This is a genomic window from Streptococcus infantis SPAR10 (assembly GCF_000279535.1).
In the GTDB taxonomy this organism is placed as follows: domain Bacteria; phylum Bacillota; class Bacilli; order Lactobacillales; family Streptococcaceae; genus Streptococcus; species Streptococcus infantis_I.
Genome location: NZ_ALCH01000007.1, coordinates 18385 through 38601, shown reverse-complemented (window position 1 = coordinate 38601; position 20217 = coordinate 18385). Strand labels below are relative to the sequence as shown.

At 39.0% G+C, this 20217-nt stretch carries 20 protein-coding genes, 1 tRNA gene and 1 other annotated feature; of the genes, 3 read left to right on the top strand and 18 right to left on the bottom strand.

Annotated elements, in window-relative coordinates; all coding sequences use genetic code 11:
* Window positions 1-113: 113 nt before the first annotated feature.
* From SPAR10_RS10080 to SPAR10_RS10065, 4 genes are all read right to left on the bottom strand, one after another.
* Window positions 114-746, bottom strand: a complete 633-nt coding sequence (locus tag SPAR10_RS10080) for a Pr6Pr family membrane protein (protein ID WP_004253904.1) — start codon at window positions 744-746, stop codon at window positions 114-116.
* Window positions 747-748: 2 nt separating this feature from the next.
* Entirely contained in the window at window positions 749-1087 is a 339-nt protein-coding gene (locus SPAR10_RS10075) for a zinc ribbon domain-containing protein YjdM (protein WP_004253903.1), read from the bottom strand.
* A gap of 139 nt (window positions 1088-1226) precedes the next feature.
* Window positions 1227-1898, bottom strand: coding sequence for a (d)CMP kinase (cmk, locus tag SPAR10_RS10070; protein WP_004253901.1), 672 nt, complete (start codon window positions 1896-1898; stop codon window positions 1227-1229).
* A gap of 8 nt (window positions 1899-1906) precedes the next feature.
* Window positions 1907-2389, bottom strand: a complete 483-nt coding sequence (locus tag SPAR10_RS10065; RefSeq protein ID WP_004253899.1) for an SAG1386/EF1546 family surface-associated protein — start codon at window positions 2387-2389, stop codon at window positions 1907-1909.
* 44 nt (window positions 2390-2433) lie between these two features.
* On the opposite strand from SPAR10_RS10065, the gene SPAR10_RS10940 reads away from it, so the two are divergent.
* The gene (locus tag SPAR10_RS10940) at window positions 2434-2637 is read left to right on the top strand and encodes a ferredoxin (RefSeq protein WP_080581405.1); all 204 of its coding nucleotides are present in this window, start codon (window positions 2434-2436) and stop codon (window positions 2635-2637) included.
* 250 nt (window positions 2638-2887) lie between these two features.
* On the opposite strand, the gene galE is transcribed toward SPAR10_RS10940, so the two are convergent.
* The 5 genes from galE to SPAR10_RS10040 all read right to left on the bottom strand — a co-directional run bounded on the left by galE (window position 2888) and on the right by SPAR10_RS10040 (window position 9024).
* Window positions 2888-3907, bottom strand: a complete 1020-nt coding sequence (gene galE, locus SPAR10_RS10060; protein WP_004253897.1) for a UDP-glucose 4-epimerase GalE — start codon at window positions 3905-3907, stop codon at window positions 2888-2890.
* A gap of 106 nt (window positions 3908-4013) precedes the next feature.
* Window positions 4014-5108 (bottom strand): NAD(P)/FAD-dependent oxidoreductase, encoded by a 1095-nt coding sequence (locus SPAR10_RS10055; RefSeq protein ID WP_004253896.1) that lies wholly within the window; start codon window positions 5106-5108, stop codon window positions 4014-4016.
* Window positions 5109-5124: 16 nt separating this feature from the next.
* Window positions 5125-5922 carry a Nif3-like dinuclear metal center hexameric protein gene (locus SPAR10_RS10050; protein ID WP_004253894.1) on the bottom strand — a complete coding sequence of 266 codons (798 nt, stop codon included), beginning with the start codon at window positions 5920-5922 and terminating at the stop codon, window positions 5125-5127.
* On the bottom strand, window positions 5909-6586 hold the full coding sequence (locus SPAR10_RS10045) for a tRNA (adenine(22)-N(1))-methyltransferase (RefSeq protein ID WP_004253891.1): 678 nt from the start codon (window positions 6584-6586) through the stop codon (window positions 5909-5911). The genes SPAR10_RS10050 and SPAR10_RS10045 overlap by 14 nt, the downstream gene beginning before the upstream one ends.
* Before the next feature lie 101 nt (window positions 6587-6687).
* A complete protein-coding gene (locus SPAR10_RS10040; RefSeq protein WP_004253889.1) occupies window positions 6688-9024 on the bottom strand; it encodes a cation-translocating P-type ATPase in 2337 nt (778 codons plus the stop codon).
* Window positions 9025-9154: 130 nt separating this feature from the next.
* On the opposite strand from SPAR10_RS10040, the gene SPAR10_RS10035 reads away from it, so the two are divergent.
* Both SPAR10_RS10035 and SPAR10_RS10030 read left to right on the top strand, forming a co-directional pair.
* On the top strand, window positions 9155-9904 hold the full coding sequence (locus SPAR10_RS10035) for a lysophospholipid acyltransferase family protein (RefSeq protein ID WP_004253887.1): 750 nt from the start codon (window positions 9155-9157) through the stop codon (window positions 9902-9904).
* A 106-nt stretch (window positions 9905-10010) separates the two neighbouring features.
* Window positions 10011-10083 (top strand) — tRNA-Thr (locus SPAR10_RS10030).
* A 302-nt stretch (window positions 10084-10385) separates the two neighbouring features.
* Here SPAR10_RS10030 and pyk read toward each other — a convergent pair.
* The 9 genes from pyk to pgdA all read right to left on the bottom strand — a co-directional run bounded on the left by pyk (window position 10386) and on the right by pgdA (window position 20182).
* Entirely contained in the window at window positions 10386-11891 is a 1506-nt protein-coding gene (pyk, locus tag SPAR10_RS10025; protein WP_004253884.1) for a pyruvate kinase, read from the bottom strand.
* A gap of 65 nt (window positions 11892-11956) precedes the next feature.
* The gene (gene pfkA, locus SPAR10_RS10020; protein ID WP_004253883.1) at window positions 11957-12964 is read right to left on the bottom strand and encodes a 6-phosphofructokinase; all 1008 of its coding nucleotides are present in this window, start codon (window positions 12962-12964) and stop codon (window positions 11957-11959) included.
* 80 nt (window positions 12965-13044) lie between these two features.
* Window positions 13045-16146 (bottom strand): DNA polymerase III subunit alpha, encoded by a 3102-nt coding sequence (locus SPAR10_RS10015; RefSeq protein WP_004253881.1) that lies wholly within the window; start codon window positions 16144-16146, stop codon window positions 13045-13047.
* A 157-nt stretch (window positions 16147-16303) separates the two neighbouring features.
* Window positions 16304-16735: a hypothetical protein gene (locus SPAR10_RS10010; RefSeq protein WP_004253878.1), complete on the bottom strand. Its 432-nt coding sequence runs from the start codon at window positions 16733-16735 to the stop codon at window positions 16304-16306.
* Window positions 16736-16944: 209 nt separating this feature from the next.
* Window positions 16945-17325: a lactoylglutathione lyase gene (gene gloA, locus SPAR10_RS10005; protein ID WP_004253875.1), complete on the bottom strand. Its 381-nt coding sequence runs from the start codon at window positions 17323-17325 to the stop codon at window positions 16945-16947.
* A 56-nt stretch (window positions 17326-17381) separates the two neighbouring features.
* Window positions 17382-17741, bottom strand: a complete 360-nt coding sequence (rplT, locus tag SPAR10_RS10000) for a 50S ribosomal protein L20 (RefSeq protein ID WP_000124834.1) — start codon at window positions 17739-17741, stop codon at window positions 17382-17384.
* A 49-nt stretch (window positions 17742-17790) separates the two neighbouring features.
* Entirely contained in the window at window positions 17791-17991 is a 201-nt protein-coding gene (gene rpmI / locus SPAR10_RS09995; RefSeq protein ID WP_001125942.1) for a 50S ribosomal protein L35, read from the bottom strand.
* 33 nt (window positions 17992-18024) lie between these two features.
* On the bottom strand, window positions 18025-18555 hold the full coding sequence (gene infC, locus SPAR10_RS09990) for a translation initiation factor IF-3 (RefSeq protein ID WP_004253871.1): 531 nt from the start codon (window positions 18553-18555) through the stop codon (window positions 18025-18027).
* A gap of 14 nt (window positions 18556-18569) precedes the next feature.
* Window positions 18570-18700: a sequence feature (ribosomal protein L20 leader region), on the bottom strand.
* 87 nt (window positions 18701-18787) lie between these two features.
* Window positions 18788-20182: a peptidoglycan-N-acetylglucosamine deacetylase PgdA gene (gene pgdA / locus SPAR10_RS09985; protein WP_004253868.1), complete on the bottom strand. Its 1395-nt coding sequence runs from the start codon at window positions 20180-20182 to the stop codon at window positions 18788-18790.
* Window positions 20183-20217: the final 35 nt, after the last annotated feature.

The window sequence follows — 20217 nt, the reverse complement described above, 5'->3', positions numbered from 1 at the left end:
GTAGCTACAGTTTTATTGTAAGGTATAAAAGACTGCATAACAAGATAAAATAAATCGATTTGTCCGGGTACAATTATCTCTATCACAAAAAAAGCACCCACATTGGGTACTTTTTATTTCTTAGTTTTTTTAATACTTTTTACAAGATAAAAGAGATATCCTGAAACCATGTAGGCAACAAAGATAGTTGCTGCCCATTTAAAGACAAAGCTCCAACCATGTTTGGTAGCATTCAAAAAGAAATAAGGGAAGGGACTATCCTTAGCATTAGGGACATCCATCTTTAAAACAAAACCGTTTAAAAGGGCAAAAATCATATAAAGCAAAGGAAGGCTAGTCCAAAGCATGGGATCAACTAACTTATATTGACGACTCTTATCAAAAATAATTGTATCTGCTAAAAACCAGAGAGGGACAATATAATGGCAAAGGAAATTTTCCAAACGGTAAAAATCTGTCGTCAAGGGAGCTAGCATGAAATGATAGATGACACAAGTAATCATAATACTCATAGTGACGCCACCTTTGAGACGTAGAATACCAGGATTCTGCCAACTATCACCGCCACTACGCATCTTTAACAAAAGATAACCTGTAAAAAGTACAACCAAAAGGTTAGAAAGTACTGTGTAGTAAAGCAACATCCCTAAACCACCGCGTTTGGTGATCTCCAAGTATACACCGGTAAAGGCTGCTATAAATAAAAAGATACGACTATAAAATATTACTTTTTCATTTTTAATCATGATTAAATCTTCTTCACAAATTCTGATTTAAGCTTCATAGCACCAAAACCATCAATCTTACAGTCAATGTTGTGGTCACCTTCAACAATACGGATGTTTTTCACACGAGTTCCTTGTTTGAGGTCTTTAGGAGCACCTTTAACCTTCAAATCTTTAATCAAGGTTACTGTATCTCCATCAGCTAGTTTGTTTCCATTTGCATCAATAGCAACAATGCCTTCTTCAACTTCTGCTTGTTCAGCAGGATTCCACTCATAAGCACATTCTGGACAAACAAGAAGTGCGCCATCTTCATATACATATTCTGAATTACATTTTGGGCAATTTGGTAATTGACTCATGTTATCTCCTTAAAAAATTTATGATTATTTGAATGTCAAATTTTCTTCAACAGCAACTATTATACCTTAAAACAGACTATTTGACAAATCATGATAAAAAAACGACAAACCGAAATTCAGTTCATCGTTTTTATAGTTCTTATAGATGTTTTTGAGCTTCTGATTTAATTTTTTCAACAACTTCTAAAATAGAGAGGCCAGTCGTATCCAAATAGATTGCATCCTCAGCTTGCTTGAGAGGTGAAGTTTCACGATGACTATCTTTATAATCACGCGCAGCAATCTCTTCTTTCAAAGTTTCCAAATCTGTTTCGATTCCCTTTGAAAGATTTTCCTTGTAGCGACGTTCCGCACGCTCATCTACAGATGCTACTAGAAAAATCTTCAATTCAGCCTGAGGCAAGACTACTGTTCCAATATCGCGGCCATCCATAACGATACCACCTTGTCGGGCAATTTCTTGCTGAAGGGCTACCAATTTTTCACGAACAGCTGGAATAGCAGCAAAGGCAGAAACAGCATTGGTTACTTCATTTTCTCGGATTGGATTTGTTACATCGACATCTCCAACAAAAACAAGCTGTTCTCCTGTTTCAGCGCGACCAAAGCTAATCGGATATTGTTCCAGTAATTCAAGAAGTCGTGAAGACTCCTCTGGACTTATTTGGTTGTTCAAAGCGATGTAAGTGGCAGCACGATACATAGCACCCGTATCCAGATAAGTATAGCCAAAGTCTTTAGCGATAATCTTAGCTACTGTACTCTTACCACTGGAAGCTGGCCCATCAATAGCAATCTGAATTGTTTTCATTGTCACTCCTATCTTGTCTTAAGGACATCACCAGGATTTGCAAACCAAGTTCCAGTAGACATATGACCAGGGTTTAAAGCTTCAAGTTGAGCAATGGAGATTCCAGCTCGAGCAGCAATGGCTGCTTCACCCTCTCCTGGCAAGACTGTAATTGTTCCTTCAGAATCAGTATGCGCCTCTGTATGTTCTTGTTGAGTTGTCTCTGCTTCTGTTGACTGAGTAGTTGTAGCAACTGTTGTAACTTCTTCTACTTTTGGAGCTGAAGAATCATAAAAATCTTTCAGAGCTGAAGTACGGTTGCTTCCACCTGATGACAAGTAGACCAATACAACTACCATACCAACAACAATGACAAAGAAAAGAACAGCCAAAACAGTTAAAATATGATTCGCAATGACACCTGAATCATTTTTGTTTCGTTGACGGCGTTCTGTTCTTGATTCCTCTTCTTGGTTTTCATAAATATCTTCTTGCCACGGTTCCTTTTCCATACCTTACTCCTTGAGTTTTTTTAGTTTCTTATTACAATATAAATATGAAGATTAGACTTATACCTGAACGTTGCATAGCTTGTGGGCTCTGCCAAACTTATTCAGAATTATTTGATTACCATGATAATGGTATTGTCCGTTTTTTCGATGATCCTAAGCAATCAGAAAGAGAAATTTCTTGTAGCGGCGATGTTTTAGAAGCCGTTAAAAATTGCCCTACTCGTGCTCTGATTATAGATGAATCTTAAAATTTGGTGGAACATTGATCTCTAATTTCCACTCCTTCTAGTTTAGCATATTTTTCTAGAAAATTATAGTCTTTTGCTAGCTATTTTTATACAATTTCACTTTTATTTTTTCTGATATTTTAATAATAAATAAAGTGTTCTTTTAAGACGTTTTCTATCACATAATCACTAAGCAAATTTTTTATTTCAACCACATATAAATTTATAAGAAAAGAGGAATTACTTCCTCTTTTTTTGTTTAATCAAACGATTAGTCTTCAAATCCATTTGGATGCTTGCTTTGCCAACGCCATGCATCTTCACACATTTCTGTAATACCAAGTCCAGCTTTCCAACCTAGCTCTGCTTTCGCTTTTGCTGGGTCTGAGTAGCAGGCTGCAATATCACCTGGGCGACGTTCAACGATACGGTATGGAATTGGGCGCCCAACAGCTTTTTCCATATTTTGAATAATTTCAAGAACTGAGTAGCCTTTTCCAGTACCAAGGTTATACACATTGAGTCCAGAGCCTTTTTGAAGTTTCTTAAGGGCAGCAACGTGTCCTTTTGCTAGGTCAACGACGTGGATATAGTCACGAACACCTGTTCCATCTTCAGTATCGTAGTCATCTCCGAAGACTTGAACTTGTTCTAACTTACCAACTGCGACTTGTGTTACATACGGTAGAAGGTTATTTGGAATGCCGTTTGGATTTTCTCCTAGGTCACCACTCTCATGCGCCCCAATTGGGTTGAAGTAACGAAGTAAGACAACGTTCCACTCTGAGTCTGCTTTATGGATATCTGTCAAGATTTCTTCCAGCATAAGCTTGGTACGGCCATAAGGGTTGGTAGCTGAAAGTGGGAAATCTTCTAGGATTGGAACAGAATGTGGATCTCCATAAACAGTTGCTGATGAACTGAAGATGATATTCTTACAGTTTGCCTCTTCCATAACTTTCAAGAGACTGACAGTTCCAGCTATATTGTTATCATAGTAGGCAAGCGGGATACGTGTAGACTCACCTACAGCTTTCAAACCAGCAAAATGAATCACACCTGTTGGCTCTTCATGTTTGAAGATATCACGAAGTGTATCTGTGTCACGAATATCTGCCTCGTAGAAAGGAATTTCTACCCCAGTGATTCTTTCGACTACTTCAAGACTTTTACGACTACTGTTTACCAAATTATCCACGACAACTACTTGGTGTCCAGCTTGGACCAATTCAATGACAGTGTGAGTTCCGATAAAACCTGCTCCACCTGTTACCAAAATCTTTTCTTGCATCATTTTTCCTCTATTCTTGAAACATTTTTTTCATTTTACCATTTTTGATAGGGAAAGTCATTTGCTATCCTAATCCTATCGTAAAAACTAGGTAAAAAGTTTACGATTATTTCTCTTTAATATATCTTTCAGTCGGATAATCTGCTGGATCCAATACTCCTTTTCTCCCTTGAAGCATTTGAGCTAGATGATAACCGATAATAGGACCAGTCGTTAACCCTGAAGATCCTAATCCACTCGCAACAAATACTCCTGACAAGTTTGGCACCTGTCCGAAAAACGGCGAAAAATCACTCGTATAAGCACGAATCCCCACACGTTCACCACTTATCATTGTATCTTTTAAGCTAGGATAAAACGAACTTGCTGCTTCAGCCATTTGTTGGAGCAAATTCTCATCAACGGCTAGGTCAAATCCCATATCATTTTCATGGGTAGCTCCTAGAGATAACTTACCACCGGGAAATGGTATCAAATCCCACTCACCTTCCGGCATAACTACAGGGTAAGCTCCCATGTCTTGTGGCACTTGGTAATCTCGGAGTTGCCCCTTTTGAGGACGAACGTCTACCTCATATCCTAAGGGCTCTAAGATGTGGCCAAGCCAAGCTCCTGTGGATAAGATGACTTGGTCAAACATTTGATTGTCTATCTGATAACCCGATGATAGAGGGGTTAGACTGACCTCTTTCTTTACGACCTTAACCTGACTGGCTTCAAGTAAACGACTGACTAAAAGTTGCCCATCTACTCGAGCTCCACCAGAAGCATAGAGTAAACGTTCAAATCCCTCTAGACCGGGAAATAAGTTACTAGCAGTCGCTTGATCCAAAATGGCTAATTCCCCAATCAAGGGAGATTCATCTCTACGTTGCAGAGCCAGTTGATAGAGCTCCTCTAGCTTAGAGTCATCGTTTTTAAGAAGAAAGACACCAGAACGCTGATAAAAATCAACTTTTTGACCCGATTTTTCTAGGTCAGCTAATAAATCTACATAGAAATCAGCTCCCAAACGCGCCATCTTGTACCAAGCTTTATTGCGTCGTTTAGAAAACCAGGGACTAATAATTCCTGCCGCGGCCTTGGTTGCTTGCCCATGTCCAAAATCAAAAACAGTTACTTCGATATCGGCTTCCTTAGAAAGATAGTAGGCAGCTGTGGCCCCTACAATTCCTGCACCTATAATGGCAACTTTTTTCATTGTCTTTACCTTCTAACTAGATATGATGGAATGGTTTGGTGGACGCTTGACTTGCGATAACCTCTAGAGACCAAGCATTCTCTTCCTTCCATTCATTCAGGAACGATGCAATTTTTTCAACAAAGAGAACTTCAATATAGTGGCCTGGATCCAGAGCCAACAAGCCGTCTGACAACATATCTTGGGCAGTGTGGTAATAGATGTCACCAGTAATGTAAACATGAGCTCCTTTTGCTAAAGCATCAGAGTAGAAAGACTGCCCACTACCACCACAAATAGCTACTCTTGAGATTGTTTTTTGCAAATCAGTTTCTTTATAATACACCATACGAAGGCTATCTATACCAAATACTTCCTTAACATGACTAGCAAATTCTTCAAATGTTTGAGGTTTAATATTGCCAATACGTCCGATGCCACGTTCAGGACCTGTCTCCTGTAGATACGTTGTATCCTTAATATCTAACAGTTGGCAGAACCAATCATTAAGACCATTTTCAACAATATCAATATTAGTATGGCTAACGTAGACTGCAATATCATGCTTGATAAGATCAATATAAATCTGATTTTGAGGGCGACTAACTACCAAGTCCTTAATAGGGCGAAAAATTGGCGCGTGCTTAACGATAATCAAATCGACACCCTTTTCAATAGCTTCTGCCACTGTATCTTCACGTATATCAAGGGCAACCATAACTTTTTGGATGTCTTTGTCTAAGGTACCAATCTGCAGTCCACGATTATCACCTTCCATAGAAAATTCTTGAGGACAATAGGTTTCATAACGTTTAATCACTTCACTTGCTTTCATGGAGCACCTCCTTGATGGCTTGAATTTTATTTACTAAAACTTGACGTTCTTCATGATTTTTTTCTGGGATTTGACTAAGGGCAAATTCGAGCTTACTTGCTTCTCTTTGCCACTTTTGGACAAATACGGGGCTAAGTTCTTTAGATAGAAAAGGACCAAAACGAATATCGCTTGCTGGTAAATTCATTTCTCCAACTTCCACTACTAGAATCTCGTAAAATTTTCCAGCTTCTTCTAGGATACTTTCAGCTACAATCTGAAATCCATGCTCTTGTAACCAAGAACGTAACTCATCTTCACGATTATTAGGTTGAAGAATCAATCGCTCAACATTGGCTAGTTTGTCCAAACCCTCTTCTAATATCGTAGCAATCAAACGACCACCCATTCCTGCAATAGTGATAACAGAAACCTGGTCACTTTCTTCGAAAGCTGCTAAACCATTGGCTAAACGAACCTGAATTTTCTCAGTCAAACCATGACTTTCAACATTTCTAACTGCAGATTGATAGGGCCCCTCTACAACTTCACCCGAGATGGCAGCTTCAATATGACCTTTTTCAACTAATTCAATAGGTAAATAAGCATGGTCGCTACCAACGTCCAGCAAAACAGCTCCTTGGGGAACAAAAGAAGCTACTGTTTCTAATCTCTTTGAAATCATCTTCTCTCACTTTCAAAAACTCTATTTCCCTTTATTATACCATATTTTATCTGGCAATCCTGCACCTAAAAAAGACCGCAATCATGGATTGCAGTCTTTCTTTATCTTTTAACTTGATAATGACTTGTCAGTATGAAAATCACAATAAAGACGAGCATCATAATGCCATAGATAGGCAAAGTTTGACCTGTAAGTGTTGAAATTTCAAGCAATTTTTGGATTCTTGGGAATAGAGCTGTTCCAAGGAAACCTCCAACCGACCAAATAATCAATAGCACACGCCACAAGCTAAATGGCAAGCAAGCTCTAACTACAGACATGAAACCAATCGATGCCAATAGATAATACAGAAGTGTCGAAATTTCAATGGCTGTCCAGCCTTGACTGGTTCCAAAAATTTTAACAAAGAGAACACTAAAGACTACCATCAAGGCACTTGGTAAAGCTCGAAGCATTGATTTTCTGAGGAAGTTTTGTTCCACAGGTTTGATATTTCGTTCAAAAGTTAATACAAACGGTGGGAATCCTTCCACAAACTGGTCAATCATAGTTATCTGAATCGGAATGAATGGGAAAATCAAAATCCATTCAGTACGTCCCAACAAAGCACTGGCAATACAGATAACTGCTAGCAAGAAGGAATAGATTGTCTTAATCAAGAAAATCGGAGCAATGTGGGCAATATTATTGACCACACGACGACCTTCAAAGAGAATCTCAGGAACATCATTGAAATCTGAATTCAAGAGGACCAGATTTGCAATCTGACGAGTTGCTGGGTCTCCTTCCGCCATAACAATGGAACAGTCTGCCTCACGGAGAGCTAGGATATCATTGACACCATCCCCTGTCATTGCTGTAGTATGTCCTGCTTTTTTCAGAGTTTGGATGATGAGTTTCTTTTGATGAGGTGAGACACGTCCGAAAATGGCTGTTTCCTCAGCCATGGCTATCAATTCTTCATCATTAATTTTCGAACAATCTACATAGCTCTGATAGTCTGCAAAACCTGCTTTTTGGGCAATACTTGAAACAGTGACTGGATTATCACCAGAGATAATTTTTAATCCCACTTCCTGAGAACGAAGATAGTCTAGCGTATCAGCAGCACCTTCTCGAATTGGATCTAGAATCTCAAGCAAAGCCAAAGCCTGAATATCAGATGGCTTTTGTGGCTTGTGATGGTCAAGTTTTTCTTGACTGAGCGCTAACACCAAGACACGAGATCCTCGTTCAAGAGCTTCTCTAGCTTCAGGAACTTCAGCATCCAACAACATCTCCGGTGCGCCTAGGAAAACAGTTCCTAGACCTTCCAACTCCATTGCTCCCCATTTTCGATCACTTGAAAATGGAAGGCTAGAAATCATCGGATAAGCTACCTCTCCCGCAAAACGCTTTCGAATAGCTTGGGCAGTTGGATTTTTATCCTCACTGTGTGCCATATAGCTGGTTAGTATTTTGGCAATGGTATCTTTGTTATAAGCTGGAGTAAGAGGAAGGACCGTCTCAACCTGCATCTTCCCTTGGGTGATTGTCCCTGTCTTATCCAAGCAGAGCATATCTACGCGCGCCAAGGTTTCAACAGAATACATTTCCTGCACCAAAACCTTTTTCAACCCAAGCTTGATAACAGCAGTTAAGAGAGAGGTGATGGTCAAAAGGGCGATACCTTTAGGCAACATCCCCAAAAGAGCTGTAGATGAATTGACTACAGAAGACTTCAGTGGCAGACCTTTTAAGACCAAGGCTTCAAGCAAGAGAGCAATACCAAAAGGAATGATAATTTTCCCAGTAAAGCCGGCTAACTGGTCTAGCGATTTCATGATACGAGAGTTAATCGGCTTCACTGTCTTAGCTTCAAGCATGAGTTTAGCAGCATAGTTATCCGCCCCAACATGATGTACCTGAGCAAAGACAGAACCACTTGCAAGAAAGCTACCCGACAACATTAAGTCTTCTACTTCTTTTTGCACCAAGTCGCTCTCACCCGTTAACATGGCTTCATTGACTTCTGCAAAACCTTCTAATACAATGGCATCACTTGGAATTTGATCCCCTGCAGACAAGCGAATCACATCTCCTAAAACAAGTTCTTCGGGGTCCAAAGCGATCTCTTGTCCATCACGAATAGTGATAATCTTTTCTTTATTCAAGAGATTGAGCTTATCAACCATATGTTTGGCACGTAGCTCGGTTACAATCCCAGAAAATGCATTAAAGCAGATAACCGCAAAGAAAACTAGGTTGCTCCAAGCTTGAACAAAGGCGAGCGCTAGGGCAATGGCAAAGTTTAAAGCATTGAATAAAGTAAAGACATTTCTCTTCACAATCTGCCATGTACTAGTACTAGCTGAAGCTTGGAAATCATTGACCTGTCCCTGTTTCTGACGATCTTTGACTTCTGATTGGCTTAATCCCATAATTTTATTTTTATCCATAAATTCTATCATATCATTTTTTTTGAATATTTCTAATTTCATATAAAAAGCTGTTCCGCCTAAACAAAAAACATTTGCCTGTCCTAGTATGATAAGGTATAATAAAAGAAAGAGAACTGAAGGAGACATCATGTTTTATACTTATCTGCGTGGGCTGGTTATGTTGATTCTATGGTCAATCAATGGAAATGCTCACTTTCACAATACTGAAAAAATTCCAAGTTTAGATGAAAACTATATCCTTGTTGCGCCACACCGTACCTGGTGGGATCCAGTATATATGGCTTTTGCAACAAAACCAAAGCAATTTGTCTTTATGGCAAAAAAAGAACTCTTTTCAAATCGCATCTTTGGTTGGTGGATTCGCATGTGTGGTGCTTTCCCTATCGACCGTGATAACCCAGGTTCTTCTGCTATCAAATATCCAATTAATGTTCTAAAAAAGAGCAATCGCTCACTGATTATGTTTCCAAGTGGTAGTCGTCATTCTAACGATGTTAAGGGTGGTGTTGCTCTAATCGCGAAGATGGCTAAGGTTCGCATCATGCCAGTTACTTATACTGGCCCTATGACTCTAAAAGGACTTGTCAGCCGTGAACGTATTGATATGAACTTCGGAAATCCGATTGATATCTCAGATATTAAAAAGATGAATGATGAGGGAATTGAGATGGTTGCAGACCGCATCCAATCTGAATTTCAACGCCTGGATGAGGAAACAAAACAGTGGCACAACAATAAAAAGCCAAATCCACTGTGGTGGCTGATTCGTATCCCTGCCTTGATTCTAGCAATTATAATAGGAATTCTGACAATACTCTTTACCTTTGTTGCAAGTTTTGTTTGGAACCCAGATAAAAAGAGAGAGAAATTACAATAGTCTAATTTTCACAAGCCCAAGTTTATTACTTGGGCTTTTCCAATGAGTTACCATACTAATTAGCATATTGACAAAAGCTTAAATCTATAGTATACTTTCAAAGTAAGCTGATTTAGCTCAGTAGGCAGAGCGCATCCATGGTAAGGATGAGGTCGCCGGTTCGATCCCGGCAATTAGCATCATTCATCAGTTCCTTTTTTAGGGACTGTTTTTTTCTTGACAAACTATTACCCCCTATAGTACAATAAAGTCTGCGATGAGTCGATATGTAGCAAGAGCTACAATTGCGCAAAGGAGGTCATAACGCAGGAGCGGACCTTGAGAAATTGTGTGAACCAGTTTCTCACATGGAGATGCCTCTCACACTCTCTGGTTTTCCAGAGAGTTTTTTTTATTTTTAAACTTCTTTATTATTCTACAACAAAAAAAGACCCATCACATAAGCCCGAAAGCTTGATGCGATAGGTTTTTGTTTTTTTGATTAACGTACTGTACGGATACGCATTGTGTTTGTACGAACAGCTTCGCCAAGTGGCACACCTGCAACGATAACGATATCGTCACCAGATTGTACAAGACCTGCTTCAACTGCTTTACGTTCAGCAATTTCAAACATGTCATCAGTTGATGATGGAGCTTCAGTCAACATTGGGATAACACCCCAGTTCAACATCAATCCACGTTCAGTCAATTCGTCAAATGTCAATGCCAAGATATCAGCATTTGGACGGTATTTAGAAATCAAACGTGCTGTGTGACCAGTCTTAGTCAAAGTTACAACCAATTTGATGTCCATTGAGTTAGTAGCGTCTTTAACAGCTGAAGCCATAACTTCTGTCTTAGAGTTACGTTCAAATGAATCTGAGTTCAAACGTCCGTATTCGTTAAGAAGAGTTTGAGCGTTCTTGTCGATGGTAGCCATTGTTGTTACTGACTCAAGTGGATATTTACCGTTTGCAGACTCACCTGAAAGCATTGTAGCGTCAGTTCCATCGATAACAGCGTTAAATACGTCTGATACTTCTGAACGAGTTGCACGTGGTTTTTCAGTCATTGTTTCAAGCATGTTTGTTGCAGTGATAACAACTTTACCAGCAGCGTTTACTTTAGTGATGATCATTTTTTGGTAAACTGGAACCATTTCGAATGGTACTTCGATACCCATGTCACCACGAGCGATCATGATTCCGTCAGCAGCTTCAATGATTTCGTCCAAGTTATCGATACCTTGTTGGTTTTCGATTTTAGCAAACAATTGAACGTGACCATTACCAGTTTCTTCACAGATAGCACGAACTTCGTTAACATCTTTAGCAGTACGTACGAATGAGATCGCAATAAAGTTAATACCTTGTTCCAAACCGAAACGAATATCGTCGTTATCACGTTCAGCAAGAGCAGGGAAAGGAATTTTAGTGTTAGGGATGTTCACACCTTTTTGTTTAGCGATCACACCGTCGTTTTCAACTTCAACGACAAATTCACGAGTTGCATCATCTTTTTCTACAACACGAAGACCCAATTTACCATCGTCAACCAATACTTGGCGACCAACTTCAACGTCATCATAGATGTCAAGCGCACCTGCAACGTTCAAAGCAATCACTTCACGAGTTGATTTGATTCCTTGTTTAGTTGCAACACGGATCTTTTCACCAGTTGTATAAGAGTACTCTTTAGCATCGCCTTCGAACAATTCAGTACGGATTTCTGGTCCTTTAGTATCAAGAAGGAAACCAACTTTTTTACCTGCAAGTTTTTCTGCAAGTTTAACAGTTGCCATACGTTCACCTTGTTCTTGGTGGTCACCGTGTGAGAAGTTGAAACGGAAAGTGTTAGCTCCTGCTTCAATCAATTTAGCAATGTTTTTAGCTGAAGCTTCAACGTCAAGTTTTTCACCCCAATACCCATCATCACCAAATTTTTTACCACCACGGATTTCTACCGCAGGACCTAAGGTTGCAACGATTTTTACACGTTTGTTCATGATTTTGTGACTCCTTTATATAATTCGACCTTTTATGGTCATTTTACCAGATTAGTTAAAGTTGATTATGACAAGCTCTTGTTTAAGTCAGAAAGTTCAAGATCAGCTTTATGAGGATTGTTAACCACAATCTTACCATCAGCTGTTAAGCTAAACAAAGCTCCCTCTTCTGCTGTTCCAAGAATTGGATTTTCAACCATTTTCTCGTTACGAATACCGACAGCAACACCACCGATTCCTTGTTTAAGGAGTTTAACAGCGTGTGCGCCCATACGAGATGCCAATACACGGTCACGAGCAGTTGGTGAACCACCACGTTGGATGTGACCAAGTTCTGTAACACGAAGGTCACTTGTATCACCAGCTTCTTTTAGTTTTTGACCAAATTCAGCTGCTGACATAACACCTTCTGCCAAAACAATAATGTTGTGTTTTTTACCGTGTTCATATCCAGCTTTGATGCTTGCTACGATATCTTCAAATTTGAAGCCTTCTTCAGGGATGATGATTTCGTCAGCACCTGTTGCAATACCTGCCCAAAGAGCGATATCACCTGCGTTACGTCCCATTACTTCAACAACGAAAGTACGACGGTGACTTGATGATGTATCACGAATCTTATCGATTGCATCCATTGCAGTTGTTACTGCAGTGTCAAATCCGATTGTAAAGTCAGTACCTACGATATCGTTATCGATTGTTCCAGGAAGTCCAATAGCAGGGAATCCATGTTCAGTCAGGCGCATAGCTCCATGATAAGAACCGTCACCACCGATAACCACGACACCTTCGATACCGTGTTTTTTCAATTGCTCAATCCCTTTAAGTTGACCTTCGAGTTTTGCAAACTCAGGGTAACGGGCTGAGTGAAGGAAAGTACCACCACGTGAAATGATGTCTCCTACTGAAGCAGCATCAAGTGGATAAATTTCACCAGCAACCATACCAGCGTATCCATCATAGATACCAAAAACTTCCATTCCTTCTGAGATTGCTTGACGAACAACTGCACGAATGGCAGCATTCATACCAGGGGCGTCTCCACCACTAGTCAAAACAGCAATACGTTTCATTTGGTTTTGCTCCTTTTTCTTTAACATTCTAACTGATTATACCATATTTAAAATTAAAATTCTTTTATTTTCATTGATTTTTAACGATAAATCGTTTTCATGACAATCTGTTTTAAAGATTCTTGTAAGCCAGCGTCTTTTGCAACTAAATAACCAGGCAAAAGAATATTTTTTTGTTCATTTTCATAACGAATGACAACAGGAATTTGTCCCTTGTACTGATCTAAAATATGATAAATTTCAGAATCGTGGTCATGATTGGGAACTTGAATCCAAAAACGCTCACTCACTGCCTCTTTTAAATTATTTAAAACTAATTGAAGACGACCATCTCTGGCTTGTACTTTTCCATTTAGGTAATAAAAACTTCCTTCGTGCAAAAGATTTTTAAATTGGCGGTACTGTTCAGAAAAAACAGTGACCTCCAGACTTGTTTTACTATCGGTAACTTTCAAAAAGGCCATGTTTTCACCTTTTTTAGTTCGAATCACTCGGATAGACTGAATTTCAACGAGCACTGTTGCTGTCTGTCCCTCGGAAAGTTCAGATAAACTCACAATAGGATACAAAGGATTCTTCGCTAAAACCAGCAATGGGTGTTGGCTGATGCCAACTCCTAACCATTCCTGCTCTTTTTGGAATTTTTCAATATTTGAAAAATCCTCTGTATCTATCCAACTATAGCTAGAATCCGCAAAGAGGCTACCTAATTCTTCTACAAAGATAAATAGAGTTGGTAGGTTGGTTAAGATTTTTTGACGATTTTTATCAAATCCATCAAAAAGTCCTACTTCCACTAAAGGGGTTAAGAGGCTAATCTTTTGATAATTTTTGGGTAATCTTGTGATAAAATCTTCAACACTGCTAAATGGACGATGCTCGATAATCCAGTAGGCAAAATCACGAGGCATTCCCTTAATACTCTTAAGTCCTAGATGGATTGTCTTATCTGCTAGTTTATCTTGATATGGAACCGTATTGATAGAAAGCGGAGCTAATTCAAAGCCCATTTCAAGCGCATCTAGAATATAATCCCCGCTAGCATAATTGAGCATGACCTGATAGAAGATTGCTGGAAAATGTGTTTTAAAGTAGGCAAGCTGAAAGGCTAAGGCAGCATATGCATAAGCGTGCGAACGGTTAAAACCATAACCGGCAAATTTTTCCATTACGGCAAAAACTTCTTGAGCCTGTTTTTGTCCATGCCCTTTTTCGAGAGCGCCTTGGATAAAACTCTCCTCCATTCGATGCATCTCAGCCGCATTCTTTTTCCCCATAGCACGACGTAACATATCGGCTTTCCCGAGGCTAAAACCAGCATAGCGTTGAGCTACTTGCATCACCTGTTCTTGGTAGAGCATGATGCCATAGGTCGGAGCTAAGATATCTTCTAGCACAGGGTCCAGAACCGTAACCTTTTCTTTACCATGTTTTCTGGCAACAAAGTTATCGATATAGTCGCTCGCACCTGGTCGGTTCAAGGAAGTCGTCGCCACTACTTCTTCAAAATTTTGTGGTTTCACTCGTTTCAATAAGCGTATGGCCCCAGGTTGTTCAAACTGAAAGATTCCCTTTGTCTTACCAGCTGCAAAGAGGGCTAAGGTTGCCTTATCTTCAAGATCAATATCCTCAATTCTTAGTGAAATACCTTGAGTTTCATATAAGAGCTCCTGCATTTTTTGAGCAAAGGTTAAGTTTCGTAGGCCCAAGAAATCCATCTTGAGCAAGCCATTTCCTTCAACTCCATGCGCATCATATTGGGTAATCAGCATATCCTCTCCATACTTAAGAGGGATGTAGTCTGTTAGATTTTTGTCACTAATAACGACTCCAGCAGCATGGATGGAAGTCTGTCGTGGGTAACCTTCTATCTTTTTAGCAATAGAGAAGGCCTTTTGGTACTCAATCTTACTTTGAATGAGTTGTCTAAAACCAAGATTTCCTTCATAGGCTGTCGTTAGAGTATCTTTAGAGCCTATTTTTTTCGTAATAGCTGTCAACTCATACTCAGGGACACCATAGCGTTTGAAGATATCTCGGATGGCTTGCTTGGCTCCAAAGGTTGAATAAGTGACAATCTGCGCAGCATGGATACTACCATAACGGTCACGAACATAGCGAATAAACTCAGGGCGATAGATATCTGGGATATCAATATCAATATCTGGCATGGTGTAACGTTCACGATTCAAGAAACGCTCAAAGATAAGATTTTTAGCAACAGGATCAATTCCAGTAATATCTAAAGCGTAGGCCACTAAACTTCCAACTGCGGATCCGCGTCCCATTCCCATATAATAACCTTGGGAACGACCAAAACGTAAGAGGTCCCAGACAACCAAGAAATAGTCATCGAATCCCATATCATGAATCACAGACAGTTCTTCTTCTAAACGTTCCTGATAGACTGAATCTAGTAAACCTTTCTCTTCCAAGCCCTTGATAGCTCTTTCCCGAAGTTCCTCAACAGCAGGTCTTTCTGGATTGAAACGTGGAAGCTTGAGACTACTATCAATCTCGTAGGAGGTATCCTTGATTAATCTTGCAAGATTATCCAGTGCGATTGGGAACTTCTCTAGAAAAACCTGTTCAAGACGTTCAGCAGGCAAAAACAAGCCTTGTTGAGATTGAACATCAACCTCTCTCAAGGTCACGTTTTCCTTAATCGCCTTGAGCATTTGAAGTGTTTCTAAATCCTCAGCTTCAAAAGAATTAACACGATAAAGTGGAAGAATAGGGTGAGAAAAATTCGATTGAGCTGTATCTGGAAACACTCCGATATAGTATTCATGCCCTAAGTCCAAGGAATCAATTTCAGGATAGTAAGGAACAATAACACAAATATCTTCAAGGTAGGAAGAGTAATCAGCCCATTCTTTTTTACCTGTCATCTTCAGAGACGACAGCTTCATCAGGTTTTGATAACCTCGGTTTGACAGGGCTAGAAAACGTAGATTGATCCATTCATCTTTATGATGAAGTGTTATCTCAAGGCCTAATAAAGGTTGAATCCCCTGTTTTTGGCATTCTTTGATGAAATAATAGGCTCCATAGAGATTGTCTTCATCCATGATTCCAAGTGATGAATAGCCATATTCTTTCCCAAGGCTAACATATCTCTTGATTGAAACCATACTCTCCATGAAACTATAGACAGTTTTCGTATCCAGTTGGGCAATCATTCTTTCTCACCTCCCTTTTTCTTTTTCTATTATACCATTTTAGAAAATAGAAACACAATTTCTTTCTAATCATGAAACTAAAAAACCACAGACTTAAAGGCTATGGTTTTATGATATGAAATAAGTTCGAAGAAGAGTTGCGCCTAGCTTTTTTAACTTAGTTACTTGTATCTTTCGTTAAAAATATCCCGATTAGAACTAGGACTAGTGAGAGATAAGGAAAAACCCTAAACATCTGCCAATCCGGGTCGAATGCTAAAAGTCCTGAGATCAAATAAAATCCTGCACTCGCATACAAGAAATTTCTATTTACTTTCTTGATTCCTATCCTAGTTAAAAAAGTTGCTATAGCGTAAGGAATTAAATTTGGACCTAGAAAAATCAAGAATACAATTCCCCATTTACCAGCAGATAAAGCAAGAGATATAAATAGAAGAATATAGGTAAGTGCCAAATAAAATGAGAAAGATAGAAGAGCCGAAGGTTTCTTGACTGCTTTTGGACCATTCTTCATAGCTTCCACCGAATTATTTTCTACAATTAGTTTATCTTCTTTGTTTAGCTCTACATTTGGATTTTGGTCTGACATTTTTTTCTCCAACTAATTTGTTAAGTTATTTTTATTATATCCCAATTTGTCACATTAAGCTAGATAGAAAAAGCCATCTATGTTAGTCTCAGATAAACGCACACATTTGTCTGAAAGAAACTAACATAAATGACCTACACTCCTCCCTATCAAGTTTTTCTGAGTCAGGTAAAATTGTCTCGCTCAATTTGACAAATGAGGAGTTTTTATTATTTTTCACGAATCACTTCTACCTTGTATCCATCTGGATCTTTAACAAAGTAATAGTTTGGTTGTGTTCCTGGAAGTCCATTTGGATTTGTCACTTCGTAACCCTTGTCGCTATGTTCTTTATGAAGAGCCTCAAGGTCAGGTGTGCTTAGAGCGATGTGCGCAAAACCGTCACCTACAACATAAGGTCCATGATCGTAGTTGTAAGTCAACTCCAATTCATAATCATCACCATCAAGACCTAGATAAACAATGGTAAAAGCGTGTTCTGGGAAGTCCAGACGACGCAATTCCTTAAATCCAAAAGCATCTTGATAAAAAGCAATTGATTTTTCAAGATTTTCTACTCGCAAGCAAGTGTGTAACATTTTTGAAGCCATTTTTTCTCCTTTGTTTAAAAAAGACTGGGACAAATTTGCACCAGTCTTGTGAATAATTATTTACCAAGTTTTGCTTTAGCTGCATCTGCAAGAGCTGTGAAAGCTGCTGCATCGTTAACAGCCAAGTCAGCAAGCATTTTACGGTTAACTTCGATCTCAGCCAATTTCAAACCATGCATCAATTGTGAGTATGAAAGTCCGTTCATACGAGCTGCCGCATTGATACGTGTGATCCACAATTTACGGAAGTCACGTTTCTTTTGACGACGGTCACGGTATGCATAGTAGTAAGAGTTCATTACTTGTTCTTTTGCAGTACGGAACAAGATGTGTTTAGCTCCATAGTAACCTTTTGCTAATTTTAAAATACGTTTACGACGTTTGCGTGATACAACGCCACCTTTAACACGTGCCATTTATATTTCCTCCAATATTTCCTAGAATTGTTAACTTACAAATACGCGATTATTTCAAGCGAGTAAGCATTGCTTTGATACGTTTGAAATCTCCTGAATGCACCATAGATGCTTTACGAAGATGACGACGTTGTTTCTTAGTTTTTCCGTGGAAACGGTGAGAAGTGTAAGCACGGAAACGTTTAAGTCCACCAGAACCTGTACGTTTGAAACGTTTAGCTGATGCGCGGTGTGTTTTTTGTTTTGGCATGATATTTTCTCCTTTTTTTAACTTTCTGACAGATTATTTCTTGTCAGTTGCTGGGGCCAACTGCATGAACATTTGACGACCATCCATTTTAGCACGTTGTTCGATGATAGCAATATCTTGAGTTGCTTCAGCGAAATCGGCTAAAACTTTTGCTCCAATCTCTTTATGGGTAATCATACGACCCTTAAAGCGAATGGAAACCTTCACTTTGTTCCCTTTTTCAAGGAACTTGCGAGCACTGCGAAGTTTCGTATCGAAATCACCCTTATCAATAACTGGACTCAATCGAACTTCTTTCACGGTTACAACGCTTTGTTTTTTGCGTTGTTCTTTTTGTTTCTTCTGGTACTCAAATTTGAACTTACCGTAGTCCATAATTTTCGCAACAGGAGGTTTAGCTTGAGGTTGAATGAGAACCAAGTCCACATTAGCGTCGTCCGCAAGTGCTTGCGCTTCACCAAGTGGTTTGATACCCAATTGTTCGCCCTCAAGACCGATTAAGCGAACTTCACGTACACGAATTTCATCATTGATGAATAAGTCTTGCTTTGCTATGGTTTTCACCTCTTTTTTATTTTAGAGAAAAACAAGAGCGGACTTGCTAACGCAAATCCGCTCTACATGATTATAGTTCATTTCTGAAACTTGATCTGTAGGGGCCAGACAACGTTAGTCGCAAGGCGAGAAGTTCTCACTTCTGCTTTTCTCATCTTTTATATGATATCAAGTTTTTTCCTACTTGTCAAGATAAAAATAATCTTTTTTAGTTTTTTCTAATAATTGAATTTAAATCTAATTATTGGGTACGAGAATAGTATATCTCATGTGGTTTTACACGATTCCCTAGTAATTCAGTGACTGTAACAAAGCTATACCCTTGTCCCTGCAAATATTCAATAACTTTTGGCAATGAGTTAACAGATGTTTGATGGATATCGTGAATGAGGATGATAGACCCATCTGTCGTTTGACGTTGGACTTGTGTTAGAATGGCTGCTTCGTTTTTACTCTTCCAGTCTAAGCTATCAACATCCCACATAATAAAGCTCAAATCGAGACTATTACGGATATCATCTGAGATGGCACCATATGGTGGGCGCATCAATTTTGAACTCTTTCCGAGAACACTAGTGATTGCTGTTTCTGTATCCGTAATTTGTTTCTTAGCATCTTCTAATGAGAGTTGTGTTAAAACTGGATGGTTCCAACTATGGTTTCCAACTTCGTGCCCTTCAGCCTGCATACGTTTGAGGATAGCTTCATTACCTGCAATATTTTTTCCTTGTACAAAGAAGGTTGCCTTGATTTTGTACTTAGCTAAGATGTCCAAGGCTTGTGGTGTTGTATTACCATCAGGACCATCATCAAAGGTAAGAGCTACCACTTTTTTATGTTTTTCTGCTTGAACTTTTTTATAAAGTTCAGCATCTTTTTCTGTTAGATAGGATGTTTGAATATAATCAAAGAAATCTGAAATAGGCATTGCTATCTCTTCAACATTTGTAGTTGCCTTAACTGGATATAGAACCAATTGACTATCTTTGTAAGCAAACTTCCAACTTGACAATTCTGTAGCTGAGAAATCAGCTGAAACTTGGTCGACAATTGATTGCTCTATTTTTTTATCTAGGAGAGCTGACTTAACACCCTCAAGGATTTTTTCTTTGGCTGTAGATGGGTCTGTAAAGAATTGATCCAGGGTAAAGATAGAGCCGTCCTCTTTCAGATACCGCTGGTCTAAAGTAGTATTTTCTATTTCAACGACATTAGAATTTTCCAAGTCATAGGCTTGTTTTTTTATCAAACGATTTTCAACCCCAGTTAAAGAGGAATCCCCTTTTTCTGAGTAATAAAAAATCAACTGTTCTTTACCCTCTACTTTTTCAGTGATGTCTTTTACGATGATATCTTTGGCAGAGGAAATAAGGCTGTCTCCAACTAGTGGATAATAGGTGATAATTTCAGATTTTTCCTTGCGAAAATGCTCTTTTTGACTTCCTTGGGAGTAGGCGTCATCTTTTTCCTTCTTGAGACTCTCAATCTTCTGTTCAAAGGCTTGCTTGTTCAACACTTTATAGGTAATCACACTACCGAGTGCTAACATTGTTAGAAACAAAAGCAAGACAAGAGTGCCAAGCTTTTTATTATTTTTCTTCTTTACTTTATTCTGGGGTAATCTCTTTTTTGTCATAGTCTTATCATATCAAATATGAACTATAATTTCAA